Raw genomic sequence first — 25045 nt, forward strand, 5'->3', positions numbered from 1 at the left:
TAGGTCGTCCCGTACGAGACGACTGTAGTCCAAATTCCGAAGGCAGGCGGACATTGCGGAGCATGAGTAGATTGATCCTCGGTGCCGAGGATTGTCTCATGACTGAGTCGGGTTGGCGCGACCGCGACGTAGGATTGGCCGTATGGACACGCCCAATATTCACCCCATCGTCGCCGAAGGCGGCTGCCTCTGCGGCCAGGTGCGGTTCCGTCTCCTCGACCGCCTCCCACCCGTCGGCTTCTGCCACTGTTCCCAGTGCCGCCGCGCCTCCGGCACAGGCTCCAACGCCATACTCAACGTCCGCCGGGACCGGTTCGAATGGGTCAGCGGCGAGGGCGAGTTGCGGCGCTATGAGACGGCGTCCGGCTGGAGCACGACCTTTTGCGGCCGGTGCGGCTGCCCAATGCCGCAGCCGACGCCCGACGGCGGCCGCCTGTTCGTGCAGGCGGGGGCGCTGGACGGCAATCCGGACCTGAAGATCGCCGGCCACATCTTCGTCGGGTCGAAGCCGGATTGGGTGGCGATCTGCGACGACTCTCCCCGGTTCGAGGGCCATGCGGACGGGTCTGGCTGAGGCCGGGGCCGCGCCTCCAGCAACCGGAAAACCCCCGCCCGCCGGGGCTTTGCACAATATGTCTAGACATATTCATCCGCCTTTTCGGCCATCGCCGGCGACCGGGCCGGAGGCGTTGGTCGCCGCGGCGCGTTTTCGACCAACCGACCCCGCGCAACGACCAACCGACCGACCAACGCTCCGGGCTACCGTCTTGCTGCCTGGACCTACGCCAAAACCAACGGGCCCGGGGGTTTGGCCCGATTTTCGCGGCTTTCAGGCGGCGCCGGCTTTTTTCGTTGGTCTGGCGATCGCGGTATAATGGTCGCCGCTTCGATAATCAGGGTTTGCGGCCATGCATCAGCAGCGGAACGTCGGTCGGCCCTGGGCCGCGACACCGTCACCACGCGACATGGCCGGCCCGATGGCCTATGAACCATCCCAGGGTGTTCCTTCGGCCGATATCGGCCGCCGCCCGCGCGCTCCAGATCGGTCGACCTTACCGCCATGATGAACCCCCTGCAGGGGATCGCGGAGGCCCAGACGCTCGCGCAGGCGATCGTCAACACCATCCATGAGCCGCTGCTGGTGCTGGATGGCGACCTGCGGGTCATGGCCGCCAGCCGCGCCTTCTACGAGATCTTCAAGGTCGATCCCGACGACACCTTCGGGGCGCTGCTCTACGACCTGGGCGACGGGCAGTGGGACATCCCGGCCCTGCGGCTGCTCCTGGAGACCATCATCCCCGAGCGGGCGGCGATGGACGACTTCGAGGTCAGCCATGATTTCCCGGGCGTCGGCCAGCGGACCATGCTGCTGAACGCCCGCAAGGTGGTCTATGAGACCAGCGCCGAGCGGACCATCCTGCTGGCCTTCACCGACGTCACCGCGCGGCGGGCGATGGAGCGGGAGCTGGCCGAATTGCTGGCCCGCACCGAGGCGCTGCTGGAGCAGAAGCAGATCCTGCTGCAGGAGATGGAGCACCGGGTCGCCAACAGCCTGCAGATCATCGCCAGCATCCTGATGCTGAAGGCGCGGGCGGTGACCTCGACCGAGACGCGGGACCATCTGCGCGACGCCCATCAACGGGTGATGAGCGTGGCGGCGGTGCAGTCGCACCTGCACGCCGTCGAGGGCATCGACCAGATCGAGGTCGGGACCTACCTGACCAAGCTGTGCGAGAGCCTGGGCCGCTCGATGATCGCCGAGGACCGGCCGATCGCCCTGGAAGTCGTCGCCGACGAGGGGCGGATGAGCTCGGCCCAGGCGGTGAGCATCGGGCTGATCGTCACCGAGCTGGTGATCAATGCGGTCAAGTACGCCTTCCCGGACGGGCGCCAGGGGGCGCTGGTGCGGGTCCGCTACGAGAGCAAGGGCGAGGACTGGAAGCTGACCGTCAGCGACAACGGCATCGGCGCCACGCCGGCGGCCGGCGCGTCGGTGCAGGGGGCCGTGGGCGGGCTGGGGACGGTGATCGTCCAGGCCCTGGTCAAGCAGCTGGACGCCCGGCTCGACGCCGTCAGCGGCCCGGACGGCATGATCGTCGAGGTGGCGCGGGCCACCTTCATCCCGCGGAAGCTGGACGTCGTCTCAATGCTTTGACGCCGCCCGGGCCTTGAACAGGCGGCGGCCGAACAGGGCGATGGCGATGACGATCAGGGCTCCGAGCGCCAGCCAGCCGAAGCCGTGGGCATGCTCGGCGCCCTTGGCGGCCAGGTAGCCGGGGGCCAGCATGACCGGCACCCAGACGATGGCCGAGCCGACGTTGGCGACCTGAAAACGGACGTGGTTCATCGCCGTCATGCCGGCGATCAGCGGCACGAAGGCCCGCACGGGCCCGAGGAACCGGCAGAAGTAGATCGAGGCGGCCCCCCACTTGCGGAAGAACAGCCGGGCGCGGGCGATGGTGCGGCGCCGGCGCTGCATGATGGGGCTGCGGAAGGCGCCGGGGCCGGCCCGGCGGCCGATCCAGTAGCTGACCGCGTCGCCGAGGACGGCGCCGGCGACGCACCAGGCGACGACGGCGAAGGGGTCGAGGATGCCGGCCGCGGCCAGGCCGCCGGCGATCATCATCAGGGCCGTGGCCGGGAAGAAGGCGCCGATGAAGGCCATCGACTCGCCAAAGGTGATCAGCCCCAGCACGGGTCCGGCCCAGATGGCGTTGCGGGCGATGAAGGCGCCGATATCAGCTGCGAGGTGTTCCACTAATGCTCCCGATGCCGCCAGGCGGCCAGCCAGAGAAGGGCGCCGCCGAGCGCCAGCCAGAAGGCGGCGGCCTGGGCCCAGGCGAGCATGCTGGGGACGTGGCTCCAGGCGATGATCCGCTCGCCGCCGGGCAGGGTGACGGCGCGGTTGGCCTGCTCCAGGCCGCCGCTCAGCAGGTTGTCGAGGCCGACCGGGCTGTTGACCAGGAGTTCGGACAGGACATCGCCGACGCCGAACGGGCTGGTCACGAACAGCAGGACCAGTCCGACGGCGGCCAGGGCCCAGCGCAGCTGGCGCCGCGCGCCGACGGTGACGGCGACGCCCAGCAGGTAGAAGACCGCCGCGGTGGCGAAGGGCGCCAGCCAGTGCCAGGTCTGCGGCGTCCAGCGGATCTTGCTCAGGCCCTCCAGGGTGACCTGGCCCTCGGGACCGGGGGGCTGGAGCAGCAGGTAGCGGTCGAAGCCCAGGTCGCCGCCGGACAGCAGGCCCATGCCCGCCAGCCACAGCATCACCCAGGCGACGACGCCGAACAGCCAGACGCCGCCGGCCAGGGTCCGGATGAAGATGTGGACCCGCCGGTCGACGGGCAGGGTCGTCAGATGGCCCTGGTCGAACAGCTTCTCGCCGCGCCAGACGGCAAAGCCGGCGAGGAAGCCGAAGAGGGCCACGATCGGGGCGGCCTCGACCGGGAAGTCGACCTGCATGCGGTGCTTGAAGATCTCGACCAGGGCCACGGCGGTGAACAGGACGAAGGCGGTCCCCAGGATGGCGGCCTCGCGCCACAGGGCGCGGCCGATCAGGCCGAGCTGCTCGGAGAAGACGGCCATGAAGGGCGGCGTCGGCTTCGGCGCGGCAAGGGGTGAGGAGATGGCGGCGTCCGTCATGTCAGTTCTGGGAGTCCTTGGCGCGCATCAGGGTGACGACGGCGTCGTCGAGGGTGAGGGGCGTGGCGTCGCGGACGACGCCGCCGGAGTCGGTGATGCGGGCGGCCACATCCCTTTCTTCGCCCCAGACGGTCCAGTGGATCTCCCGGCCGAGCGAGGCGCGCTTCATGACCCCGGTCAGATCGGAGGGGCCGACCCAGCCTTCCGGCCCGGTGGCGCGGTAGAGGCGCAGCTTGCGCTGCAGGTCCTCGCGGGGGAGCTGGGCCAGCAGCTGGCCTTCGCGCAGCACCCCGACGTGGTCGGCGATGCGCTCGACCTCATAGATCAGGTGGGTGGAGACCAGCACCGTGCAGCCGGTGTCGGCCAGGTGGTCGGCGATCAGGCCCATGACCTCGTCGCGGGCCACCGGGTCCAGCCCGTCGGTCGGCTCGTCGAGCAGCAGCAGGCGCGGCCGGCGGGCCAGGGCGGCGACCAGCTGCACCCGGCGGGCCTGGCCCTTGGAAAGGGCGCCCAGCTTCCTGTCGGGGCGCAGGTCGAGGCGGCGGCTGAGCTGGTCGGCGTAGACCTGGTCCCAGCGCGGATAGTAGCTGGCCAGGTGGTCCATCAGCCGGCCGACGGTCATCCAGCGATAGCCGATCTGGTGGGTCTCGGGCACATAGCCGACCTCGGCGCGGATGGTGGGGCCATCGCGGCGCGGGTCGAGGTCGAGCACGGAGGACGACCCGGCGGTCGGGGCGATGAGGTTGAGGAGGATGCGCAGCAGGCTGCTCTTGCCCGCCCCATTGGCCCCGGCCAGCAGGTAGACGCCGCCCTCCGGCGCGACCAGGTCGACGCCGGCCAGCGCCGTTTCGCGGCCATAGCGCTTTGTCAGCCCCTGGGTCGAGACGGCGGGGGCGCCGGCGACGTCGGCATGGAAGCTGGGAACTTGGCGTTGGCGCGTGGACAGGGTCATTCGGCGGCTCTGAGGGTGTCCGCCGCCTGGCGGACAGCGGCGATGAGGTCGTCGGCGCTGAGGCCGTGGCGGTGGGCGTCGAGCAGGGCGCGGGCGGCGACCTCGCGGACGAGGACGTCGCGCTGTGGCGCGGTGGCCTGGCGATCGGAGACGAAGGTGCCCTGGCCCCGGCGGACATAGACCACCCCCTCGCGCTCCAGCTCGCGGTAGGCCTGGGCGACGGTGTTGGGGTTGAGCCGCAGGTCGCCGGCCAGCTGGCGGACGGAGGGCAGGGGGTCCTCGGGCCGCAGGGTCTCCAGCACGAGGGCGCGCCGGACCTCGTCCATGATCTGGACGTAGATCGGCCGGGCGTCGGTCGTGTTGATGGCGATATGCAAGCGGTGGAGACCTAGTGTATTGGTTGACTAGTACACTAGGTCTCACTTTCGACCTCGTCAACCCCATCCCCTTGCGCGGCCCGCGCGTTGCCTTAGGTAGAGGCCTTCCGCCGACGTTCGTTTTTCAAGAGGTTTCCTTGGCGCGCGACCCCTATCTGGAGCTGGGCGTTCCCCGCGGCGCGGGGGCGGACGATATCCGCAAGGCGTTCCGCAAGCTGGCCAAGCAGCATCACCCTGACGCCAACCCCGGCGACAAGGCCGCCGAGGAGAAGTTCAAGCGCGTCTCGGGCGCCTTTGACATCCTCGGCGATCCGGACAAGCGCAAGAAGTTCGACAACGGCGAGATCGACGCCGAGGGCCGCGAGCAGCATCCCTTCAGCCGGGGCGGCGGCGGGTTCGGCAGCGGCGGGCCGGGCGGCTGGTCGCCGCGCGGGGCCGGCGGCCAGGGCGCCGACGGCGTCGACCTCAACGACATCCTCGGCGAGATGTTCGGCCGCGGCGGCCAGCGCAATCCCGGCGGCTTCGGCGGCTTCTCGACCAAGGGCCAGGACGTCCGGGCCAAGATCGACATCGACCTGGAAGACGCCATTCGCGGGGCCAAGAAGCGCATCGCCTTCTCAGACGGCCGCACGGTCGAGGTGGCGATTCCCAAGGGCGCCCAGGACGGCCAGGTCCTGCGCCTGAAGGGCCAGGGCGCGCCCGGCCGCGGCGGCCCGGGCGACGCCCTGATCGAGCTGCATATCCGGCCCCACCCCATCTATCGCCGCGAGGGCGACAGCCTGGAGATGGACGTGCCGATCACCGTTCCCGACGCGGTGCTGGGCGGCAAGGTCGAGGCCCCGACGCCGGACGGCAACGTCTCCCTGACCGTGCCCAAGGGGTCCAACAGCGGCCAGCAGCTGCGGCTCAAGGGCCGGGGCTTCATCGACGCCAAGGGCAAGCGCGGCGACCTGGTGGCGCGGCTGGTGGTCACCCTGCCGGACGTCGCCGGCCCGGAACTTGAGCAGTTCGCCCAGGAGTGGAAGGCGAAACGTCCGTACGCCGCCAAACGGCGCTGATCTCGCTTATGGCGGGCGGCATCGTGACAGATTGGCGCACAACCCGCATAACCTGTTCATTCAGCCGCCATTCAGACCGGGGGCTCTAGAAGCACAGGCATGAAACGTCTCGTCGCCCTCTTTGCAGCCGCGATCCTGACCGCCGCCCTTCCCGTGGCGGCGGATGCGCAGGGCCGTGGGCCGAAGGCTGACAAGCAGGAACAACGCGGCGGCAAGGGCAATCGCGGCGGAAACGGCAACGACGGCGGCTATGACGCCCCCCGCGAGCGCGAGATCCCGCTGTCGCAGCTGATCCGCATGGTCGAGAGCCGCACCGGCGGCGAGTACGTCAACGCCAACCCCCGGATGCAGGGCGGCCGCAAATACTACTGGATGCGCCTGCGCTTCCCCGGCGGCCGATTCGAAGACTTCATGGTCGACGCGGCCACCGGCCAGTTCTAGGAGTCTCCCCATGCGCATTCTGCTCGTCGAAGACGATCCCGACCTGTCGCGCCAGCTGAAGCTGGCCCTTGGCGACGCCGGCTATGCCGTGGACCACGCCGCGGACGGTGAGGAAGGCCACTTCCTCGGCGAGACCGAACCCTATGACGCGGTCATCCTCGACCTTGGCCTGCCCAAGATCGACGGGGTGTCGGTGCTGGAAAAATGGCGGCGTGAGAACGTCGCCACCCCGGTGCTGATCCTCACCGCCCGCGACAACTGGAGCCAGAAGGTGGCCGGCTTCGACGCCGGGGCCGACGACTACCTGACCAAGCCGTTCCACACCGAGGAACTGCTGGCCCGGCTGCGCGCCCTGGTCCGCCGCTCGGCCGGCCATGCCAGCCCGCAGCTGTCCTGCGGCGGCCTTCGCCTCGACCCGCGCGCCGCCCGCGCCTCGGTCAACGGCGAGCCCCTGCGCCTGACCTCGCTGGAGTACCGGCTGCTGCACTACATGATGATGCACCAGGGCCGGGTGATCAGCCGCACCGAGCTGGTCGAGCACCTGTACGACCAGGACTTCGACCGCGACTCCAACACCATCGAGGTGTTCATCGGCCGGGTGCGCAAGAAGATCGGCCAGGACCGCATCGAGACGGTGCGCGGCCTGGGCTACCGGATCATGGCGCTCGAGGGCGAGAGCGACGCGTGACGTCGGGCCGGCCGCGCCAGCCCCTCCTTCGGAGCCTGAGGCGTTCCTCGCTCGTCCTGCGGCTGGTGCTACTGGCCGGAGTGTGGAGCATCGCCATGCTGGTGCTGGCCGGGTTCGGCCTCAACCACCTGTTCCGCCAGGCCGCCGTGCAGCGCTTCGAGGCCGGCCTCGAGGAATCGATCCGCGGGCTGCAGGCCGAGACCACCGTCGACAATGGTCAGGTCTATGCGCCGCCGATGACCGACGTGCGGGCCTATCGCCCCTACAGCGGCTTCTACTGGCAGATCGCCAATGTCGACGCCAAGGGGGTGGTGACGCCGCTGGTCGAGTCGCGCTCCATCTGGGACAGCAACCTCAGCATTCCGGCCGGCATCGGCGCGGCGGCGATGAAGACGCCGGGAATCAGCCTGTATTTCGACACCACCGACCCGCTCGGCAAGCGGCTGCACGCCGCCGCCCAGGTCGGCTCCATTCCCGGCCGTGACAGGCCGGTGCTGTTCATGGCCGCCGAGAACCGCGAGTCGATCGACGAGGCCGCCAACCGCTTCATCGCCGTGATCGTCGGGGCGCTGGTCATTCTCGGCGCCGGGCTGATCCTGGCCGTCTATCTGCAGGTGCGGGTCGGCCTGGCGCCGCTGTTCGGCCTGCGGCGTGAAGTTGCTTTGGTGCGCCGGGGCAAGGCCGAGCGGCTGGTCGGCGACTATCCGGCCGAGCTGTCGCCGCTGGCCGGCGAGCTGAACGCCCTGGTCGCCCACAACCAGGATGTCGTCGAGCGCCAGCGCACCCACGTCGGCAACCTGGCCCATGCCCTTAAAACCCCGCTGGCGGTGATGCTGACCGAGGCCCGCCAGACGCCGGGGGATCTGGCCGACATCGTCGAGCGCCAGGCCGAGGCCATGCGGGCCCATGTGGAGCATCACCTGCGCCGGGCCCGCGCCGCCGCCCGCTCGCAGAGCACCGGCGAACGCACCGATGTCGCCGAGGTGCTGGACGAACTGGCCGTGACCATGGAGCGAATCTTCCAGGAGAAGGGCGTCACCATCGACTGGCGATCGCCGGATGGCCTGTGCTTCCGGGGTGAGCGGCAGGATCTGCAGGAGCTGGTCGGCAACATCCTCGAAAACGCTGGCATCTGGTGCCGGCGCAACATCCGGGCCACCGCCGCCCCGGCCGGGGCCGACTGGCTGACGGTCAGCATCGAGGACGACGGCCCGGGCCTGCCGGCCGAACGGCGCGAGGAAGTGATCAAGCGCGGGGCCCGGCTGGACGAGAGCGCGCCGGGCTCGGGCCTGGGCCTGGCCATCGTCGACGAACTGGCCCGCGCCTACGGCGGCGACCTGGTGCTGGACGACAGCGCCATGGGCGGGTTGAAGGTGATGGTCAAATTGCCGCGCGCCGAGGGCTGAAGCCGGCATTTCGGCCTTCATTAACCACCCGTACGCCATTTTGTTTGGTGTCGCCGTTGGGGCGACCTTGGGCGCACACCATGAGCGAGCTTTCACCGGCCAAGGCCGGAATGCTCCGGATGCTGATCGACAGCGCCCCCGATGGCGTCTTGCGCCGGCTTGAGCTTGCCCTCTCCGACGACGCCGTCCGCGACGGCCCCCTGGGATCTGTCTGGACCCTGATCGACCGCGAGACCCACGACCGGGCCTTTCGCAACCTGGCCCTGGCCCCGCTCATCGGCCTGTTCAGCGGCCCGATGGCGCAGTTTCCGCCCGGCCAGCTGGGCCGGCTGTGGAACCACCTGAAGGCCGCCCATCCCGGCGCGATCCGCCAGGCCGAGGCCTCCGCCCGCGTCTATGATCCGGCGGACATCGATCCGGCCGCCTTCGACAACCTCTGTGTCCTGGCGGCGGAAGACCTGCGGGCCGAGGCGCGGCCGCCCGCCCTGGCTGGTTTCGACGCCGACCGCCTGGCCCCGGTCCTGGCCCTGGCCCCCATCGTCCGCCGCTGCCTGCCGCATCTGGGCGACTGGCTGGCCCGGATGGACCAGGAACGCCGCGCCGCCGCCCGGTTGGCCTATCGCGACAGCGTCGCGATGGCGCCCGACGCCGGGCCCCTGTTCTTCCAGATGCTGGCCTCGCGGCTGGCCGAGCCCGGCCAGATCCTGCGGGTCATCTCGGCGGTCATGGACCGGCCCAGCGAACGCTATCTCTCGGACTCGGAACTGGGGCCGTTCGGAACCCAGGTGCTGGACAGCATCGACCGGAAGCTGGCCGAGGTGCGCGGCTTCGACACCGCCGGCGGCGAGGCGGCCGGCCGGGCCGCCGGCCAGGCCGTGCATCAGGCCACCCTCGCCATCGCCGAGTTCGAGGAGGCGGTGCAGCTCAGCAAGGACGGCGAGTGGGGCAAGCGGCTGGCCGGCCAGAAGCGCGGGCTGGCGCTGTCGGTCGAGGGGCGGCTGAAGGAGATCGAACCCGCCGTCGGCCAGGCCCTGCCGGTGCAGGCTATCCGCTACAGCGCCCGGCTGATCAAGGCGGCGCCGAAACTGTCGGCCGACCCCGATCCCAAGGCGGTCGGTCATGCGATGAGCCTGCTGGCCTTCTCCGAGGAAGTCCGCTCCAGCGCCGACACCGGCGGCTTCGGCGCGACCCGGGCCCGCGTCATGGAGTCGGTCGAAAACCACATCGACCCCTATGTCGAGGACGCCCTGGAATACCTGCGCTCCGGCGAGGTCGAGGAGCCTGAACGGGTGCGCGCCTTCCTGGCCATCGCCGCCGATATCCTGACTTTGTCCAAGGACGAGAAGGCGGCGCAGATCGTCCGCCGGCGTCTGGCGGCGGCTTAGGGGCTTTCCGAGGGCCCGTGTCCCTCAAATTCCGATCATCCCGACGAAAGTCGGGACCCAGCTGGCAGGCAGCGTAAGGATCAGCTCTGATCAGCGCCACGGCTCGCCGCCGCTGGCGGACACTGGGTCCCGACTTTCGTCGGGATGATCGGATCGAGCGGACGTTCTGCCACCTCGCTTCCACACCGGATATCCGCTAACAGCGCGCCCATGTCCTTCTGGTTCACCGCCCTGTTCTGGACCGCCGCCGCCCTGTTGTCGGCGCTGGCGGGCTGGTTGGTGCTGACCCTGGCCCAGCGGCGCTCGCTGGCCCCGGCTGAGGGCGACCCCGGGCTGGCCGTGCATCGCCGCCAGCTGGCCGAGATCGACGACCTGGTGGCCCGGGGACTGCTCAGCCCGGCCGAACAGGCCGAGGTGCGGGCCGAGGCCGGCAAGCGGCTGCTGGCGGCCGACGACGTGGCGCGCACCGTGACCCTGGCCGGCGGGCGCAAGATCGCCACCGGGGCGGCGGTGCTGACGCCGCTGATCGCCTTTGGGCTCTACGTCCTGGTCGGCTCGCCCGGCCGCGCCGACGCCCCGATGGCGGCGCGCATCGCCGCCTGGAGCCAGGCCGATCCCGACACCCTGACCGCGGCGCAGATCGCCGCCGCCCTGACCCAGGTGGCCAAGAAGACGCCGAACGACGCCCGCCTGCTGCAGCTGCTGGCCAAGGCGCGGATGGAGTCGAACGACCCCTTTGGGGCCGCCAAGGCGCTGCGCGAGGCGGTGGCAGTCGAGCCGCGCAACCCCGAGCTCTGGACCCAGCTGGGCGAGCTGTTCGTGCTGACCGGCAATGGCGAGATCGGCCTCGACGCCCGCAAGGCGTTCGGCGAGGCCCTGCGCTACGACGCCAAGGCCCTCTCGCCGCGCTATCACCTGGCATTGGCCGACATCGCCGACGGCAGGGCTGCGGAAGGCCTGACCGGCTGGCGCGCCCTCATGGCCGACCTGCCGGCGGACGATCCGCGCCGCGGGCAGCTGGCGGCCGAGATCGCCGAGGTCGAGCGCACCGGCAAACCGCCGGCGCCGCCACAGCAGGCCGCCGCGCCCTCGGCGCAGCCCGGCGCCGACATGGACCAGGCCATTCGCGGCATGGTCGACGGCCTGGCCGCCCGGCTGGAAGCCGATCCCAACGATCCCGAGGGCTGGGTGCGGCTGGTCCGCGCCTATGGCGTGCTCGGCGAAATCCCCAAGCGCGACGCCGCCCTGACCCGCGCCCGATCCCTCTACAAGGACCAGCCGCAGGTGCTTGAGGCGCTGAAAGCGGCTTCGGAGAATGCGCCATGAGCTTCTGGCCGAAATCGCACAAGGCCCGCCGTCGGCTGACCATCGTCCTGGCCGCCGCCCCGGTGCTGGCCCTGGCCGTCGGCCTGACCCTGTATGGCCTGCGCGAGAACATCTCCCTGTTCCTGACCCCTGGGCAGGTCGAGGCGGCGGCGTTGAAGCCCGGCAAGGCCTTCCAGCTGGGCGGCCTGGTCGAGGCCGGCAGCCTGAAGAAGCATGGCGAGGCCATGACCTTCCGCGTGGTCGACAACCAGGCGGGCATGACCGTGGTCTACGACGGCGAGGTCACCAGCCTGTTCAAGGAAGGCCAGGGGGTGGTCGCCGAGGGCGCCCTGCGTCCCGACGGGGTCTTCGTCGCCAAGCGGGTGCTGGCCAAACACGACGAGAAGTACATGCCGCGCGAGGTCACCAAGGCCTTGAAGGAACAGGGCGAATGGCGCGGCGAGGGCCAGCGGCCGTCGCATGACGCGCCCGCGCCAAGACAGGCTGCCCCCAAGCAGGATGGGGCATGATCGTCGAACTGGGCGCCTTCGCCCTCATCCTCGCCTTCGTGCTCTCCATCGCCCAGACCGCCCTGTCGGCGGCCGGGGCGCGCCGGCCCTTGCTGGCCGGGGCCGGGGAGGGGGCGGCGATCGGGGCCTTCCTCGCCCTGATCGTCACCTTCGGGGCGCTGATCCATGCCTTCGTGACCAGCGACTTCTCGGTCGCCAATGTCGCCAACCACAGCCACACCGCCAAGCCGCTGCTCTATCGCGTCGCCGGCGCCTGGGGCAGCCATGAGGGTTCGATGGTGCTGTGGTGCCTGGCCCTGACCGGTTTCGGGGCCGCCGTCGCCTTGTTCGGCCGCGACCTGCCGCGTGACCTCAAGGCCCGGACCATGGCCGTGCAGGGGGCGCTGGGGGCGGCCTTCCTGGCCTACACGGTGTTCGCCTCCAATCCCATGAGCCGCCTGGCCAATCCGCCGGTCGAGGGGGCCTCGCTCAATCCGCTGCTGCAGGACCCGGCCTTGGCCATCCATCCGCCGATGCTCTACCTCGGCTATGTCGGCTTTTCGGTGGTCTTCAGCCTGGCGGTCGCCGCCCTGATCGGCGGCCGCGTCGACGCCGCCTGGGCCCGCTGGGTCCGGCCCTGGACGCTGGCCGCCTGGAGCCTGCTCACCGTCGGCATCACCCTGGGCAGCTTCTGGGCCTATTACGAACTGGGCTGGGGCGGCTGGTGGTTCTGGGACCCGGTCGAGAACGCCAGCTTCATGCCCTGGCTGATGGGCGCGGCCCTGTTGCATTCGGCGGTGGTCACCGAAAAGCGCGGCGCGTTGCCGGGCTGGACCCTGTTCCTGGCCATCGCCGCCTTCACCTTCTCGATGCTGGGCGCCTTCCTGGTGCGGTCGGGCGTGCTGACCAGCGTTCACGCCTTCGCCGTCGATCCCGAGCGCGGCCTCTTGCTGCTGGGCATCCTCGGCCTGGCGTCCGGGGCGGCGTTCGCCCTGTTCGCCTGGCGCGCCCCGGCCCTGACCCCCGGCGGCGGCTTCAAGCCGATCAGCCGCGAGAGCGCCATCGTCGTCAACAACATCGTCCTCACCGCGGCGGCCGCGGCGGTGATGTTCGGCACCCTGTTCCCGCTGATCCGCGAGGCGCTGGACGGCCAGACGGTGTCGGTCGGGCCTCCCTATTTCAACCTGATCTTCGTGCCCATCATGGTCATCGGCCTGGTCATCCTGCCGTTCGGGCCGATGCTGGCCTGGAAACGCGGCGACGCCCTCGGCGCCGCCCAGCGGCTGGGGCTGGCGGCCGCGCTGGCCGTGGGGGCCGGCCTGCTGACCCTGGCCGTCATCAGCCCGCGCAAGGCGATCGCCAGCGCCGGGGTGGCGCTGGGCGTCTGGCTGCTGCTCGGCGCCCTGTCCGAGATCGGCGAACGGGTGAAGGCCTTCCGCGCCCCCTGGCCGGAGGTGCGCCGGCGCTTAAGCGGCCTGCCGCGCGGGGCCTGGGGCTCCAGCCTGGCCCACTTCGGGCTGGGGCTGTTCATCCTCGGCGCCTGTTTCGAGACCGCCTGGAAGATCGAGCTGGCCGAGGCCATGGATGCCGGCCGGACCGTGCCGCTGGGCGGCTATGAGGTCACCCTCGACCGGGTCGACATCGTCGACGGGCCCAACTACCTGGCCGAACAGGGGGTGCTGACCGTGCGCAAGGGCGGCAAGGTGGTCTGCACGGCCGAGCCGGAGCGCCGCTTCTATCCGGCCGGCGGCCAGACCACCCAGGAGGTGGCGATCTGCTACCGGGGCCTGGATCAGGTCTACATCACGCTCGGCGAGCGCCGCGCGACCGTGCGGGGTCAGCCAGCCTGGCTGATCCGCGGCTACTTCAATCCCTGGGTGCAGCTGATCTTCCTGGGGCCGCTGCTGATGGCGCTGGGCGGTGCGGTGTCGCTGTCGGACCGCCGGCTGCGGTTGGCCGTCGGCCAAAAGAGCAAGGCCGCCGCTGCATGAAGCGCCTTCTCATCGCCCTGGCCGCCTTCGCCTGCATCGCGGCCGCCTCCGACCCCTCCGAACGCCTGAGCGATCCGGCCCAGGAGGCCCGCGCCCGCGCCCTGTTCCGCGAGGTCCGCTGCCTGGTCTGCCAGAACGAGTCGATCGACGACTCCACCGCCGACCTCGCCCACGACCTGCGCCAGGTGATCCGCGAACAGATCGCCGCCGGCCGCAGCGATGCGGAGATCCGCGCCTTCCTGGTCGCCCGCTACGGTGAGTTCGCCCTGCTCAAGCCCGCCGTCTCGGTCCCCAACGCCGCCCTCTGGGGGGCGCCTATCCTGGTGCTGCTGGTCGGCGGCGGCCTGCTGGCGCTGCGTCTTCGGGACCGCACCGCGGCTGCGACGCTTTCGCCCGATGAGGAGGCGCGGCTTGCGCAATTGACGCGCGAAGAGCGAGATTGACACCAAGCCGCCGCGATCCTGCCGCAACTAACACCTTGCTCATGACGCAAAGATAACTTGAGCGGCGTTGCGCATCGCGGCAACGCAACTAACTTGGACGTGGAAACACCGGCGTTATGCCGGACGCAGGAACAAAACGACGATGTCATCGAGAAAGACCGGATTTGTCGTGGGCGCGGTTGCGGGGGTCGGCGTCGCCGCCGCCGCTATGGCGGGCGTGGGCATGCGGATGGCTGACGCCGCCGAGGGCCACTACGCCGCGGCCGCCCAGCTTTCCCCCACGCGCGTGAATTTCGCGCCGCCGCCCGGCGCGCCGCTGTCCTTCGCCGACATCTTCGAGAAGGTGTCGCCGGCGGTGGTCTCCATCGACGTCAAGTCGAAGGTCGATCCCTCGACCCTGCGCGGCATCCCCGGCCTGCCCTTCAACCTGCCCGGCCAGGGCGAGGAGGGTGAAGAGAACGAAGGCGGCCAGGAAGGCGGCGCGGGCGGCCTGCCCCGGCAGCAGTCCTCGGGCTCGGGCTTCTTCATCACCGCCGACGGCTACCTGGTGACCAACAACCACGTGGTCGAGGGCGCCGACGAGATCATGGTCACCCTGAAGGACGGCCGCGAGCTGCCGGCCAAGCTGGTCGGCCGCGATGACGGCACCGACCTCGCCGTCCTCAAGGTCGAGGGCAAGGGCTTCTCCTTCGTCAATTTCGAGAATGACGCCAAGCCTCGCGTGGGCGACTGGGTGATCACCGTCGGCAACCCCTTCGGCCTCGGTGGCACGGCCACGGCCGGCATCGTCTCGGCCCTCAGCCGCGACATCAACGACGGCCCGTTCGTCGACTACATCCAGGTCGATGCCCCCATCAACCGCGGCAACAGCGGCGGCCCGACCTTCGACACCTATGGCCGGGTGATCGGCGTCAACAGCGCCATCTTCTCGCCGACCGGCGGCTCGGTGGGCATCGGCTTCGCCATTCCGGCGGAACTGGCCGACAGCGTCACCCAGCAGCTGATCAACAACGGCAAGGTTACCCGTGGCTACATCGGCGCGACCATCCAGAACTTCACCCCCGACATGGGCGAGGCCCTGGGCCTGGGCGGCATCAAGGCGGCCATCGTCGCCGACCTGACCCCAGGCGGCCCGGCCGCCAAGGGCGGGCTGATGCGCGATGACATCGTCACCGCCGTCAACGGCAACCCGGTGACCTCCTCGACCAGCCTGACCCGCGAAGTGGCCAAGGCCCCTCCCGGCGGCGCCCTGAAGCTGGACGTGCTGCGCGACGGCAAGAAGCGCAGCGTGTCGATCCAGTCGGGCGTGCGGCCCTCGGCCAAGGAACTGGCCGAGCTGAACACCCCCGACACCCCCGGCGGCGCGCCGAAGGCCACCCCGCAGTCGGCCCCGGCCCAGCGGCCGGTGGTCCTGGGCATGGCGCTCGCCCCCATCGACGCGGCCACCAAGAGCCGGCTGAACGTCGAGACCGGCGTGCTGGTCGAGACCGTCCGCGCCGACTCCGACGCCGCCGAACAGGGCGTGCGCCGCGGCGCGGTGATCGTCAGCGTCAACACCCGCAAGGTGGCCAGCGCGGCGGAAGTCGCCGCCGCCGTTGACGCCGCCAAGAAGGCCGGTCGCCCGACCGTGCTGATGGGTTTCGCGGTCGGCGGCTCGACGCAGTTCGTCCCGGTGAAGATCCCGGGTTAGTCTAAGTCCGGGCGGCCCTGAGTCGGGGCCGCCCGTGACTTATTTCTGGGGCTGGGCGGCATGCGTATCCTGATCATCGAAGACGACATCGAAGCGGCCGAAGCCATGCGGCGCGGCCTTTCCGAGGCCGGCTACGAATGCGAGCACGCCTCGGACGGGGAGTTCGGCCTGGAGGCCGCCCGGGCCGGTGACTACAACGTCCTCATCGTCGACCGGATGATGCCGCGCCGCGATGGCGTCAGCGTCGTCGAGACCCTGCGCCGCGAGGGCGACGCCACCCCGGTCCTGTTCCTGTCGGCGATGGGCGAGATCGATGACCGCGTGGTCGGCCTCAAGGCCGGCGCCGACGACTATCTGGTCAAGCCCTATGCCTTCCCCGAGCTGATCGCCCGGGTCGAGGCCCTGTCGCGCCGCCGCGAGACCGGCGCGGTCTCCACGACGCTCAAGGTCGGCGACCTGGAGATGAACCTGCTGACCCGCGAGGTCCACCGCGCCGGCAAGGAGGTCGACCTGCAGCCGCGCGAGTTCCAGCTGCTGGAGTTCCTGATGCGCCACGCCGGCCAGTCGGTGACCCGCACCATGCTGTTGGAGAAGGTCTGGGAATACCACTTCGATCCCCAGACCAACGTCATCGACGTCCACATCTCCCGCCTGCGCTCGAAGATCGACAAGGGCTTCGATCGGGCAATGCTGCAGACGGTGCGCGGAGCCGGGTACCGGCTCGACCCCTAGAGATGTGGTAGGATGGCGAGATGACGTCCGATCCCGAATATCCCGAAACGCCGGAAGGCATGGCCGAGGACGCCAAGGCGTTTGAGGACTGGGAGGATGCGTTCATCGCGCGGAACCGCGAGGCGATAAACAAGCTCCTCGAAGAGGCCCACGAGGACGTTCGGCAGGGGCGAGTTGTCGAATGGAACCTCGAGGAGGCGCTCGAGCGCGGCCGCCGACGCTATGAGGAATATCTGGCCAAGCAACGGTCCTGATGCCAACGAAGTCGGAGCCGATCATACGGTTCACCCTGACCGCTCGCGATGAGTTGGACGAACTCGACTTGTGGATCGCGATCGATACCGGCCCAAACGCCGCCAGCCAGGTTCTGAGCAGAATTGACCGCGCTCTAAACAATCTCGCGGCGTTTCCCGAAATGGGTCGCTTTCGGCCCGACCTGCTCGATTCGCCGCGAAGCTTTTCCGTACATCCTTGGCTGTTGGTGTATGAGCCCCTCATTGGGGAAAGAGGAATTCGGGTGATGAGGGTGCTCGACGGCAGACGCGACATCCAGGCCCTGCTGGGTCGCGACCGATGATGAAACTCCCCCGCTTCGTCCGCACCACCACCTTCCGGCTGACCCTGCTGTTCCTGGCGCTGTTCGCCGGAGCCGCGGCGGCGTTCCTCGGCTACATCTATGTGGCCACGGCCGGCGAGGTCAGCCGGCGAGCCGACAATGAGATCACCCGCGAGATGAACTCGCTGGAGGCGACCTACCGTCAGGGCGGGGTCAACGGGCTGAACACCGCCATCATCGAGCGCTCGGCCAGCGAGAAGCCGTTCCTCTATCTGTTGATGGACCACACCGGGAAGAAGATCAGCGGCACCATCCCCGTCTCGCCGATCGAGGAAACCGAGGACGGAGAGAACTGGGCCCGTTTCACCCTCACCGACACCGACATGGACGGCGGCGAGATCCGCCGGCCGGCGCGGGGGCTGCAGGAGCGGCTGGAGGGCGGCGAAATCCTGTTCGTCGGAGCCGACGTCAGCGAGAGCGAAGCCTTCGTGGTCGGCATCGCCCGGGCCCTGTGGGGGGCCGGCGCCCTGATCATCATCCTGGGCCTGGCCGGCGGGGTGCTGGTCAGCCGCAACGTCGCCCGCCACATGCAGGGCCTGACCGACGCCGTGGCGGCGGTGCGCGGCGGCGATCTGCGCACGCGGGTGCGGGTGCGCGGGGTGCGCGACGAGTATGACGAGCTGGCCGAGGGGCTGAACGACATGCTCGACCGGCTGGAACAGTCGATGGGCGGCCTGCGCCACGCCGGCGACGCCATCGCCCACGACCTGCGCTCGCCGCTCACCCGGCTTCGCGCAAGGCTGGAGGCCAGCCTGATCGAGATCGAGAACGGCAAGGGCGACCCGCTGCAGGCGATGGAACAGGCCCTGGCCGACGCCGACAATGTGCTGACCACCTTCAACGCCGTGCTGGCCATCGCCCGGCTGCAGGCGGCCGGCCGCATCCCCGATCCCAAGCCCTTCGATCCGGGCGAGCTGGCCTCCAACATGGCCGAGCTCTACGAGGCGGTCTGCGAGGACAAGGGCCTCGACTTCAAGGCCGAACTGACCCCACGCCTCAGCGTCAACGGGGCGAAGGAAATCCTCGCCCAGGCCCTGGCCAACCTGCTCGACAACGCCATCAAATACACGCCCGAGGGCGGCGCCGTGATGCTGCGGGTGCGCCGCCGCTCGTCGGGCGAGGTGGAGTTCTCGGTCACCGACACCGGACCCGGGGTGCCCGAGGAAGACCGCGCCCGCGTCGTGCAGCGCTTCGTGCGGCTGGAGAACAGCCGCAGCGAGCCGGGCTCGGGCCTTGGCCTGTCCCTGGTCGCCGCCGTCGCCGAGGCGCACGGCGGGCGGCTGGAGCTGTCGGAGGGGCCAGGCGTCATCGACGGCTTCGGCCCCGGGCTGCGTGTGGCCCTGGTGCTGCCGAGGCCGGAGTGAGCCCGCTGGGGCCGAGACTCGCCCCCTGCGGGCCGGTCATCGACGCCAAACATGCCGAGCGTACCCGGGAGATCGTCGAGAGCGATCTCGGGGCGGGCGCGCTGGATGCCGTCTGGGAGGCCCTGGCCCCGGTGCTGGGCGCCTCGCCCTATCTGTCGAGCCTGATCCGGCGGCGGCCGTCGTCGCTGATCGAGACGCTTGAGGACGACCCCGAAGAGCGGCTGGAAGCCCTGCTGACGGCGGCGCGCCAGCAGGCGCGGGAGCCGGACAACGCGGTCGCCACGAAACGCCTGCGCGAACAGAAGGCCGACCTGCACCTGCTCTGCGCCCTCAGCGACCTTGGCGGGGTCTGGGACCTTGACCAGGTCACCGGCGCCCTGTCCCGGTTCGCCGACGCGGCCCTGGAGGCGGCGCTGGTGCAGGCGGCGCGGACGGAGATCGATCGCGGGCGGCTGACGGCCCCGGCCGACGAGACCCGCGGACCCGTCCCCGGCCTGTTCTGCCTGGCGATGGGCAAGCACGGGGCGTTCGAGCTCAACTACTCCAGCGACATCGACATCTCGGTCTTCTACGAGCCGGACTTGATGCCGGTCGCCGCCGGGGCCGAGCCGCAGGACGTGGCCGTGCGGCTGACCCATGGCGTCGCCCGCATGCTGCAGGATCGCACCGCCGACGGCTATGTCTTCCGCGTCGACCTGCGGCTGCGGCCCGATCCCTCCTCGACGCCACCGGCCATGCCGGTTCCGGCCGCCTTCGCCTACTATGAGAGCGTCGGCCAGAACTGGGAGCGGGCGGCCTTCATCAAGGCGCGGGTCGCGGCCGGCGACATGCGGGCCGGCAAGGACTTCCTGGGCGAGCTGTCGCCCTTCATCTGGCGGCGCAACCTCGACTTCGCGGCCATCGCCGACATCCATTCGATCAAGCGCCAGATCCACGCCCACAAGGTCGACGACCGGGTGACGGCGGCCGGCGCCGACCTGAAGCTGGGCCGCGGCGGCATCCGCGAGGTGGAGTTCTACGTCCAGACCCAGCAGCTGATCCTCGGTGGCCGCCAGGCGGCCCTGCGCTCGCCCCGAACTCTGGACTCGCTGGCGGCCCTGCAGGAGTCCGGCCACGTCACCCCGGAAGCCGCCACGCTGATGCGCGAGGCCTACATCCAGCTGCGGGCGCTGGAGCACCGGGTGCAGATGATCGGCGACGAACAGACCCACCGGCTGCCGGAGGCCGACGCCGACCGCAAGCGGGTGGCCGCGCTGTGGGGGCACGCCAGCCTGAAGGCCTTCGACGCGGCGGTCGGGAAAATCCTCAAAGGCGTCAACGCCACCTACGGCGAGCTGTTCAAGGGTGAGGAGGCGCTGAGCTCGCGGTTCGGCAGCCTGATCTTCACCGGCGTCGAGGACGACCCGGAGACGCTGGCCACCCTCAAGCGCATGGGCTTCGACGATCCGTCGGCGGTGTCGGGGTCCATCCGCGGCTGGCACCATGGCCGCATCGCCGCCACCCGCACCGAGCGCGGCCGCGAGCTGTTCACGAGGCTGGCCCCGCGCCTGCTCGACGCCGCCCACGCCACCGGCGCGCCCAACGCCGCCTTCCGCCGGTTCGGGGACTTCTTCGAGCGGCTGGGCTCCGGCGTGCAGGTGCAGTCGCTGTTCCTGGCCCAGCCCAAGCTGTTCGAGCTGGTGGTGCAGGTCATGGCCTTCGCGCCGGAGCTGGCCCGCACCCTGGCCCGGCGGCCGGCGGCGCTCGACGCCCTGCTCGACCCGGCCTTCTTCGCCCCGTTCGAGACCGGGCAGGGGGCGGCGGCCTTCGATCAGGCCCTGGCCGCCGCTGACGGCTTCGAGGCGGCGATGGACGCCGCCCGCCGCGTGCACCGCGAACAGGCTTTCCGCATCGGCGTGCAGGTCATTGGCGGCACGGCGACGGCGGCCGACGCCGGGGCCGCCTTCGCCGACCTCGCCGACCTTTGCATCGCCGGCCTCGCGCCCGCGGCCCTGGCCGAGACGGTGCGCCAGGGCGGGGCCTTCCCCGGCGAGGTGGCGGTCATCGCGTTGGGCAAGGCCGGCGGGCGGGAGATGACCGCCCGCTCCGACCTCGACCTGATGACCCTCTATTCGCCGGCCGACGCGGCGGCGATGTCGGAGGGGCGCGGCTGGGGGGCGGAGACCTTCTACGGCCGCTTCACCCAGCGGCTGATCGCGGCGCTGTCGGCGCCGACCGGCGAGGGCGGCCTCTACGAGGTCGACATGCAGCTGCGACCGACCGGCAGCAAGGGACCCGTGGCGGTCAGCATGAAGGCCTTCGAGGCCTACTATGACCGCGAGGCCGAGACCTGGGAGATGCTGGCCCTGACCCGCGCCCGCGTCGCCTGGTCCAGCAGCCCGGACTTCGCCCAGGTCTGCGAGGCGGCCATCGAGGCGGCCCTGCGCCGGCCGCGGATTCGGGCCCGCACCGCCATCGACGTCCGCGAGATGCGCCAGCTGATGGAGGACGAGCGGCCGCCGTCCGGCCCCTGGGACCTGAAGCTGTCGCCCGGCGGCCTGGTCGACATCGAGTTCGCCGCCCAGTTCCTGCAGCTGGCCCATGCCGCCGAAGGCGGGCCGCTGCGCCAGAACACCGGCGACGCCCTGACCGCCCTGGCGGACGCGAGAATGGCCGATCCGGAGGCGGTGCGGGTGCTGGAGGGCGCCTGGCGGATGCAGCAGAACCTCAGCCAGCTGCTGAAGGTGGCGCTCGACGACGCCGCCGATCCGGACGGCGAGCCCCGCGCCCTGAAAGCCCTGCTGGCGCGGGCCGGCGGGGCCAAGGACTTCAAGGCCCTGAAGACCGCCCTGGCCAGGGCCCGCGTCGCGGCAAGGGCTGTCTACGACCAGCTGGTGCGCTGAGAAACCGCCCCACGCCGGGGCCCAAATGAATATGTCTAGACATATTCATCAGTGTTTTTGGCCTCCCGGGAGAAGGCGAGGGGAGGCGTTGGTCACGGCGGCGCGCTTTCGACCAACAAACCCCGCACATCGACCAACCGACCGACCAACCCCCGAGGCTACTATCGCGCGGCCATGGCCCACGCAAAAGCCAACGGTTCCTGGGGTTTGCCCCCTCCCCGGAGGTTTTCGAGCGACATCGCCTTTTTCGTAGGTCGGCGGACGGCGGTATAATGGTCGCCGCTTCGATAGCGAGACCGGCGACGGAACCCCTTGGCCCGGCCGTTGAAGCTGCGGGGGAGTGATCAAGGAGATTCCCGTACATGAAAGCCTATCTGATCGCCGGCGTACTGCTCGCCATGACCGCCGGGGCCGCCTGCGCCCAGCCCGCCCCCGGCAAGGGCGGCCGCGCCGATGCCAACGGCGACGGCAAGCTCACCCTGGCCGAGTTCAAGGCCGGCCGCACCACGATGATGATGCGCATGGACACCGACCATGACGGCAAGGTCTCCAAGGCCGAGTTCCAGGCCGGCATGGCCGCCCGCAAGGCGAAGGCCGAGGGCAAGGGCATGGAAGGCAAGGGCAAGGGTGACGGCAGCCGCATGTTCGGCATGCTGGACGGCAATGGCGACGGCGCGCTCGACAAGGCCGAACTGGGCAAGATGGCCGAGCGCCGCTTTGGCCGCATGGATGCCGACGGCGATGGCGTGCTGACCGCCGCCGAGCGCCAGTCGGCCGGACAGGGCATGATGGGTGGCGGCCGCTGACGGTATAGTCCTTGAAGCGGCGGGACGGGCGCCGCTGATGGGAGTGTGTATTGACGCTGAAGGGCGATCCGGACGAAGCGCTTGTCGCGCGTATCGGCCGCGGCGATCAGGCCGCGGTCCAGTCCCTTGTCGCCCGCAAGTTGCCGCGCATGCTGCAGCTGGCCCAGCGGATGCTGAACGACGCCTCCGAGGCCGAGGACATTGCCCAGGAGGTGTTCGTGCGGGCCTGGAAACAGGCGGCCAGCTGGTCGCCTGGGGCCGCGAAGTTCGACACCTGGCTGCACCGGGTGGCGCTGAACCTCTGCTACGACCGCCTGCGCCGCCGGCGCGAGCAGGTCATGGCCGAGCCGCCCGAGCAGGTGGACACCGGCCCGGCCCCCGACCGGGGGCTGTTGGCCCAGGATACCGGGGTGCGGGTTTCCGCCGCGCTGGCCGCCTTGCCGGACCGGCAGCGGGAGGCGGTCGTGCTGTGCCACTACCAGGACCTGGGGAACATCGAGGCCGCCTCGCTGATGGGGATCAGCGTCGAGGCCCTGGAAAGTCTGCTGTCCCGGGGGCGCCGGGCCTTGCGCGCCGCCCTCGCCGACCTGAGAGAATGAGACGATGATGGACGCGCAACGCTTCGAGGTTCTTGCCGACGCCCACGGCGGCCTGATCGCCCGCTGGCCGGCCGACGTGCAGGACGCCGCCTATGCCTGGCTGGCGCAGGCTCCGGAGGCGGCGCAGGCGGTGCTGACGCAGGCCCTGGCCCTTGACGAGGCGCTGGATGTTCTGCGGCCACCGCAAGCCTCCGCGGCGCTGCGGACGCGCATCCTCGCCGCCGCGCCGCAGGAGAAGCCGCGCTGGAATCTTGGTCGCTGGTTGGCCGGGGCCGGCGTCGGGGCGACCCTGGCGGCGGCCAGTGTCGCCGGCGTCATGGTCGGGACGCAGGTCAGCCCGGCGCCCGTCGAGGTCTCGGACGACGCCGTGACGGCCGCCTCGGCCGACGACGACTGGATCGTGCTGCCCGAGACGGAGAACCAGTCGTGAAACCCCGTGGTCTGATCGTCGCCCTGGTCGTCTCGGTGGCCCTGAACCTGTTCCTGGCCGGGTTGATCGTCGGCGGGGTGGTGGTGGCGCGGCGGGCGGCCGAGCTGCGGCCGGCGGCGCTGGCGGCGCAGAACCGCACGCCGCTGTGGCGGGCCGGCGATGAGCTGCCCTTCCCCAAGCGGCGGGCCTTCCGCCAGATGTTCCGCCAGGCCGGGCTGGAGACCCGCGACGACATCCGCCAATCGCGCGCCATCCGTCGCGAAGCGATCGCCGCCTTGGAAGCGGAGACCTTCGACGCCAAGGCGGTGGCCGGCGAGATGAACCGCGCCCGCCAGTTGGACACCGCGGCCAGGGGTCAGGTCGAGGCCAGGATCATGGACTTCGCCGCCACCCTGACGCCGCAGGAGCGCAAGGTGCTGGCGGCCGGCCTGCGCCAGGCCATGGCCGGCCAGCTGCGCGAGCCGCCGCCGCGGGGCGAAGGTCGCCCGATCCCGCCGCCTGAACGTTAGGCGCTCCGCCGCACGGCTTTCGACACCCGCCAGGCCATGAACACGGCCGGCAGGCAGAGGCCGGCGGCCACCGCGAACGGGGCGCTCGGCCCGATGCCGGTGAACAGCGGGGCGGCGACCAGCGGGCCGCAGATGCGCGCCAGGGCGCCGGCGGCGGTGTTGAGGCCCAGCATCTCGCCCTGCCGGTCATGCGGCGCGGCCTTGGAGAGGATGGCCACGATGTTGGGGAAGGCCAGGGATTGGCCCAGCGCCACGATGATCATGCCCAGGATGGCGATCGGCCAGTTCTGGCCGACCAGGGGCTGGAAGGCGAAGCCGAGCGCGATCAGGCACAGGCCGGTCATCAGGGTCGCCGCCTCGCCGATCCGCCGGGCCATCCAGCCGGTCAGCAGGCTCTGGGCGATGGCGGCGGTAATGCCGATGGCCAGGAAGCAGAGGCTGATCTCGCGCGGGCCCCAGGCGAACTGATATTTGGCCCACAGGCCGAAGGTGGCCTCCATGCCGGCGAACCCGGCCATGGCGATCAGGCTGACGACCAGCACCCGGCGAATGACCGGATGGGCGATGGCGTCGCCCAGGCCCTCGAAGCGGCCGCGGCGCGGGGCGTCCTTGTGGACGTGGCGGGTCTCCCGCACGAACAGCGTGACGCCCAGGCCCGCCGTCAGGGCCAGGCCGGCGGCGATCAGCAGCGGCAGGCGGAACCCCGCCGTGCCCTGGCTGGGGTCAGCCAGCAGCCCGCCCAGCACCGGCCCGGTGACGAAGCCCAGGCTGAAGGCCGCCGCCATGAAGCCCATGCGGCCGGCCCGTTTCTCGTGTGGGGTGACGTCGGCCAGGTAGCCCTGGATGGTCGAGATGTTGCCGGTCAGGATGCCGCCGACAAAGCGGATGCCCATGGCGATCCAGATGTCGCCGGCGAAGGCCAGGGCGATGTAGGTGGCGGCGTTGCCGAAGATGGTCAGCATCAGCACCGGCCGGCGGCCGATGCGGTCCGACAGCTTGCCCCAGATCGGCTCGGCGAAGAAGTTGCCCAGGCTGTAGGCCGAGAACAGGACGATGACCTGCCAGGCCGGCGCCCCGAAGCTGGAGGCGTAGAAGGGCAGCAGGGGGATCACCACCCCGAAGCCGGCGATGTTGATGAACACCACCCCCAGCAGGATGGCCAGGGCGCGCTTGTCTTCTGGCTGAGGAGCGGGTTGGTCCGACATGAGGGGTTGAGCCTC

General features: G+C 70.5%; 26 protein-coding genes. 21 read left to right on the forward strand and 5 right to left on the reverse strand.

The genetic code is table 11. From position 1 onward, the window contains the following. The first annotated feature begins 142 nt into the window (after positions 1 to 142). A complete protein-coding gene (locus tag AC1RSK_RS02805) occupies positions 143 to 574 on the forward strand; it encodes a GFA family protein (protein ID WP_492905318.1) in 432 nt (143 codons plus the stop codon). 486 nt (positions 575 to 1060) lie between these two features. Beyond that, positions 1061 to 2155, forward strand: a complete 1095-nt coding sequence (locus AC1RSK_RS02810; RefSeq protein ID WP_492905320.1) for a sensor histidine kinase — start codon at positions 1061 to 1063, stop codon at positions 2153 to 2155. Here the strand turns inward: AC1RSK_RS02810 and AC1RSK_RS02815 are convergent. Genes AC1RSK_RS02815 through AC1RSK_RS02830 form a run of 4 tightly spaced genes read right to left on the reverse strand, consistent with a single transcriptional unit; the run spans position 2144 to position 4971 of the window. Beyond that, a complete protein-coding gene (locus AC1RSK_RS02815) occupies positions 2144 to 2758 on the reverse strand; it encodes a DedA family protein (RefSeq protein WP_492905322.1) in 615 nt (204 codons plus the stop codon). The two genes, AC1RSK_RS02810 and AC1RSK_RS02815, sit on opposite strands and share 12 nt — an antisense overlap. Further along, positions 2758 to 3642 (reverse strand): hypothetical protein, encoded by an 885-nt coding sequence (locus AC1RSK_RS02820; protein ID WP_492905324.1) that lies wholly within the window; start codon positions 3640 to 3642, stop codon positions 2758 to 2760. Before AC1RSK_RS02820 ends, AC1RSK_RS02815 begins: the two co-directional genes overlap by 1 nt. A gap of 1 nt (position 3643) precedes the next feature. Further along, a complete protein-coding gene (locus AC1RSK_RS02825; protein ID WP_492905326.1) occupies positions 3644 to 4594 on the reverse strand; it encodes an ABC transporter ATP-binding protein in 951 nt (316 codons plus the stop codon). Next, positions 4591 to 4971: a GntR family transcriptional regulator gene (locus AC1RSK_RS02830; RefSeq protein ID WP_492905328.1), complete on the reverse strand. Its 381-nt coding sequence runs from the start codon at positions 4969 to 4971 to the stop codon at positions 4591 to 4593. The genes AC1RSK_RS02825 and AC1RSK_RS02830 overlap by 4 nt, the downstream gene beginning before the upstream one ends. Before the next feature lie 137 nt (positions 4972 to 5108). On the opposite strand from AC1RSK_RS02830, the gene AC1RSK_RS02835 reads away from it, so the two are divergent. The 19 genes from AC1RSK_RS02835 (at position 5109) to AC1RSK_RS02925 (ending at position 23825) form a co-directional block, all read left to right on the forward strand. Further along, positions 5109 to 6029, forward strand: a complete 921-nt coding sequence (locus AC1RSK_RS02835; RefSeq protein WP_492905330.1) for a DnaJ C-terminal domain-containing protein — start codon at positions 5109 to 5111, stop codon at positions 6027 to 6029. 99 nt (positions 6030 to 6128) lie between these two features. After that, a complete protein-coding gene (locus AC1RSK_RS02840) occupies positions 6129 to 6470 on the forward strand; it encodes a PepSY domain-containing protein (RefSeq protein WP_492905332.1) in 342 nt (113 codons plus the stop codon). Positions 6471 to 6480: 10 nt separating this feature from the next. Next, the gene (locus AC1RSK_RS02845) at positions 6481 to 7158 is read left to right on the forward strand and encodes a response regulator transcription factor (protein WP_492905334.1); all 678 of its coding nucleotides are present in this window, start codon (positions 6481 to 6483) and stop codon (positions 7156 to 7158) included. Then, positions 7155 to 8564, forward strand: coding sequence for an ATP-binding protein (locus tag AC1RSK_RS02850; RefSeq protein ID WP_492905336.1), 1410 nt, complete (start codon positions 7155 to 7157; stop codon positions 8562 to 8564). Before AC1RSK_RS02845 ends, AC1RSK_RS02850 begins: the two co-directional genes overlap by 4 nt. 80 nt (positions 8565 to 8644) lie before the next feature. Continuing rightward, positions 8645 to 9949 (forward strand): hypothetical protein, encoded by a 1305-nt coding sequence (locus tag AC1RSK_RS02855; protein ID WP_492905338.1) that lies wholly within the window; start codon positions 8645 to 8647, stop codon positions 9947 to 9949. A 210-nt stretch (positions 9950 to 10159) separates the two neighbouring features. Then, entirely contained in the window at positions 10160 to 11275 is a 1116-nt protein-coding gene (gene ccmI / locus AC1RSK_RS02860; protein ID WP_492905340.1) for a c-type cytochrome biogenesis protein CcmI, read from the forward strand. Further along, on the forward strand, positions 11272 to 11784 hold the full coding sequence (ccmE, locus tag AC1RSK_RS02865) for a cytochrome c maturation protein CcmE (protein WP_492905342.1): 513 nt from the start codon (positions 11272 to 11274) through the stop codon (positions 11782 to 11784). Before ccmI ends, ccmE begins: the two co-directional genes overlap by 4 nt. After that, positions 11781 to 13754 (forward strand): heme lyase CcmF/NrfE family subunit, encoded by a 1974-nt coding sequence (locus tag AC1RSK_RS02870; RefSeq protein WP_492905343.1) that lies wholly within the window; start codon positions 11781 to 11783, stop codon positions 13752 to 13754. Before ccmE ends, AC1RSK_RS02870 begins: the two co-directional genes overlap by 4 nt. Next, positions 13751 to 14197: a cytochrome c-type biogenesis protein gene (locus AC1RSK_RS02875; RefSeq protein WP_492905345.1), complete on the forward strand. Its 447-nt coding sequence runs from the start codon at positions 13751 to 13753 to the stop codon at positions 14195 to 14197. The genes AC1RSK_RS02870 and AC1RSK_RS02875 overlap by 4 nt, the downstream gene beginning before the upstream one ends. A gap of 142 nt (positions 14198 to 14339) precedes the next feature. Then, positions 14340 to 15887 (forward strand): Do family serine endopeptidase, encoded by a 1548-nt coding sequence (locus AC1RSK_RS02880; protein ID WP_492905347.1) that lies wholly within the window; start codon positions 14340 to 14342, stop codon positions 15885 to 15887. A gap of 60 nt (positions 15888 to 15947) precedes the next feature. After that, the gene (locus tag AC1RSK_RS02885; protein WP_492905349.1) at positions 15948 to 16619 is read left to right on the forward strand and encodes a response regulator transcription factor; all 672 of its coding nucleotides are present in this window, start codon (positions 15948 to 15950) and stop codon (positions 16617 to 16619) included. 20 nt (positions 16620 to 16639) lie between these two features. After that, entirely contained in the window at positions 16640 to 16873 is a 234-nt protein-coding gene (locus AC1RSK_RS02890) for a hypothetical protein (RefSeq protein ID WP_492905351.1), read from the forward strand. Beyond that, positions 16873 to 17196, forward strand: a complete 324-nt coding sequence (locus AC1RSK_RS02895; RefSeq protein ID WP_492905353.1) for a type II toxin-antitoxin system RelE/ParE family toxin — start codon at positions 16873 to 16875, stop codon at positions 17194 to 17196. Before AC1RSK_RS02890 ends, AC1RSK_RS02895 begins: the two co-directional genes overlap by 1 nt. Then, positions 17196 to 18599: a sensor histidine kinase gene (locus tag AC1RSK_RS02900; RefSeq protein ID WP_492905393.1), complete on the forward strand. Its 1404-nt coding sequence runs from the start codon at positions 17196 to 17198 to the stop codon at positions 18597 to 18599. Before AC1RSK_RS02895 ends, AC1RSK_RS02900 begins: the two co-directional genes overlap by 1 nt. Beyond that, entirely contained in the window at positions 18596 to 21481 is a 2886-nt protein-coding gene (locus tag AC1RSK_RS02905) for a bifunctional [glutamine synthetase] adenylyltransferase/[glutamine synthetase]-adenylyl-L-tyrosine phosphorylase (RefSeq protein ID WP_492905355.1), read from the forward strand. Before AC1RSK_RS02900 ends, AC1RSK_RS02905 begins: the two co-directional genes overlap by 4 nt. 362 nt (positions 21482 to 21843) lie before the next feature. Continuing rightward, a complete protein-coding gene (locus AC1RSK_RS02910) occupies positions 21844 to 22287 on the forward strand; it encodes an EF-hand domain-containing protein (protein ID WP_492905357.1) in 444 nt (147 codons plus the stop codon). 50 nt (positions 22288 to 22337) lie between these two features. Beyond that, a complete protein-coding gene (locus tag AC1RSK_RS02915) occupies positions 22338 to 22886 on the forward strand; it encodes an RNA polymerase sigma factor (protein ID WP_492905359.1) in 549 nt (182 codons plus the stop codon). Between the two features lie 7 nt (positions 22887 to 22893). Continuing rightward, entirely contained in the window at positions 22894 to 23316 is a 423-nt protein-coding gene (locus AC1RSK_RS02920) for a hypothetical protein (protein ID WP_492905360.1), read from the forward strand. Next, positions 23313 to 23825: a periplasmic heavy metal sensor gene (locus tag AC1RSK_RS02925; RefSeq protein WP_492905362.1), complete on the forward strand. Its 513-nt coding sequence runs from the start codon at positions 23313 to 23315 to the stop codon at positions 23823 to 23825. Before AC1RSK_RS02920 ends, AC1RSK_RS02925 begins: the two co-directional genes overlap by 4 nt. Here AC1RSK_RS02925 and AC1RSK_RS02930 read toward each other — a convergent pair. Next, complete coding sequence (locus AC1RSK_RS02930; protein WP_492905364.1) at positions 23822 to 25030, reverse strand: MFS transporter; 1209 nt, start codon at positions 25028 to 25030, stop codon at positions 23822 to 23824. The genes AC1RSK_RS02925 and AC1RSK_RS02930 overlap by 4 nt on opposite strands. Positions 25031 to 25045: the final 15 nt, after the last annotated feature.

Source organism: Caulobacter sp. GW821-FHT11A05 (assembly GCF_058809015.1).

Excerpts from the sequence above, each read along its gene's own strand:
- AC1RSK_RS02805 (WP_492905318.1), top strand. The coding sequence starts at position 143 with ATGGACACGCCCAATATTCACCCCATCGTCGCCGAAGGCGGCTGCCTC.
- AC1RSK_RS02810 (WP_492905320.1), top strand. The coding sequence starts at position 1,061 with ATGATGAACCCCCTGCAGGGGATCGCGGAGGCCCAGACGCTCGCGCAG.
- AC1RSK_RS02820 (WP_492905324.1), bottom strand. The coding sequence starts at position 3,642 with ATGACGGACGCCGCCATCTCCTCACCCCTTGCCGCGCCGAAGCCGACG.
- AC1RSK_RS02825 (WP_492905326.1), bottom strand. The coding sequence starts at position 4,594 with ATGACCCTGTCCACGCGCCAACGCCAAGTTCCCAGCTTCCATGCCGAC.
- AC1RSK_RS02840 (WP_492905332.1), top strand. The coding sequence starts at position 6,129 with ATGAAACGTCTCGTCGCCCTCTTTGCAGCCGCGATCCTGACCGCCGCC.
- AC1RSK_RS02845 (WP_492905334.1), top strand. The coding sequence starts at position 6,481 with ATGCGCATTCTGCTCGTCGAAGACGATCCCGACCTGTCGCGCCAGCTG.
- AC1RSK_RS02855 (WP_492905338.1), top strand. The coding sequence starts at position 8,645 with ATGAGCGAGCTTTCACCGGCCAAGGCCGGAATGCTCCGGATGCTGATC.
- ccmI (WP_492905340.1), top strand. The coding sequence starts at position 10,160 with ATGTCCTTCTGGTTCACCGCCCTGTTCTGGACCGCCGCCGCCCTGTTG.
- ccmE (WP_492905342.1), top strand. The coding sequence starts at position 11,272 with ATGAGCTTCTGGCCGAAATCGCACAAGGCCCGCCGTCGGCTGACCATC.
- AC1RSK_RS02870 (WP_492905343.1), top strand. The coding sequence starts at position 11,781 with ATGATCGTCGAACTGGGCGCCTTCGCCCTCATCCTCGCCTTCGTGCTC.
- AC1RSK_RS02875 (WP_492905345.1), top strand. The coding sequence starts at position 13,751 with ATGAAGCGCCTTCTCATCGCCCTGGCCGCCTTCGCCTGCATCGCGGCC.
- AC1RSK_RS02880 (WP_492905347.1), top strand. The coding sequence starts at position 14,340 with ATGTCATCGAGAAAGACCGGATTTGTCGTGGGCGCGGTTGCGGGGGTC.
- AC1RSK_RS02885 (WP_492905349.1), top strand. The coding sequence starts at position 15,948 with ATGCGTATCCTGATCATCGAAGACGACATCGAAGCGGCCGAAGCCATG.
- AC1RSK_RS02890 (WP_492905351.1), top strand. The coding sequence starts at position 16,640 with ATGACGTCCGATCCCGAATATCCCGAAACGCCGGAAGGCATGGCCGAG.
- AC1RSK_RS02895 (WP_492905353.1), top strand. The coding sequence starts at position 16,873 with ATGCCAACGAAGTCGGAGCCGATCATACGGTTCACCCTGACCGCTCGC.
- AC1RSK_RS02900 (WP_492905393.1), top strand. The coding sequence starts at position 17,196 with ATGAAACTCCCCCGCTTCGTCCGCACCACCACCTTCCGGCTGACCCTG.
- AC1RSK_RS02910 (WP_492905357.1), top strand. The coding sequence starts at position 21,844 with ATGAAAGCCTATCTGATCGCCGGCGTACTGCTCGCCATGACCGCCGGG.
- AC1RSK_RS02920 (WP_492905360.1), top strand. The coding sequence starts at position 22,894 with ATGGACGCGCAACGCTTCGAGGTTCTTGCCGACGCCCACGGCGGCCTG.
- AC1RSK_RS02930 (WP_492905364.1), bottom strand. The coding sequence starts at position 25,030 with ATGTCGGACCAACCCGCTCCTCAGCCAGAAGACAAGCGCGCCCTGGCC.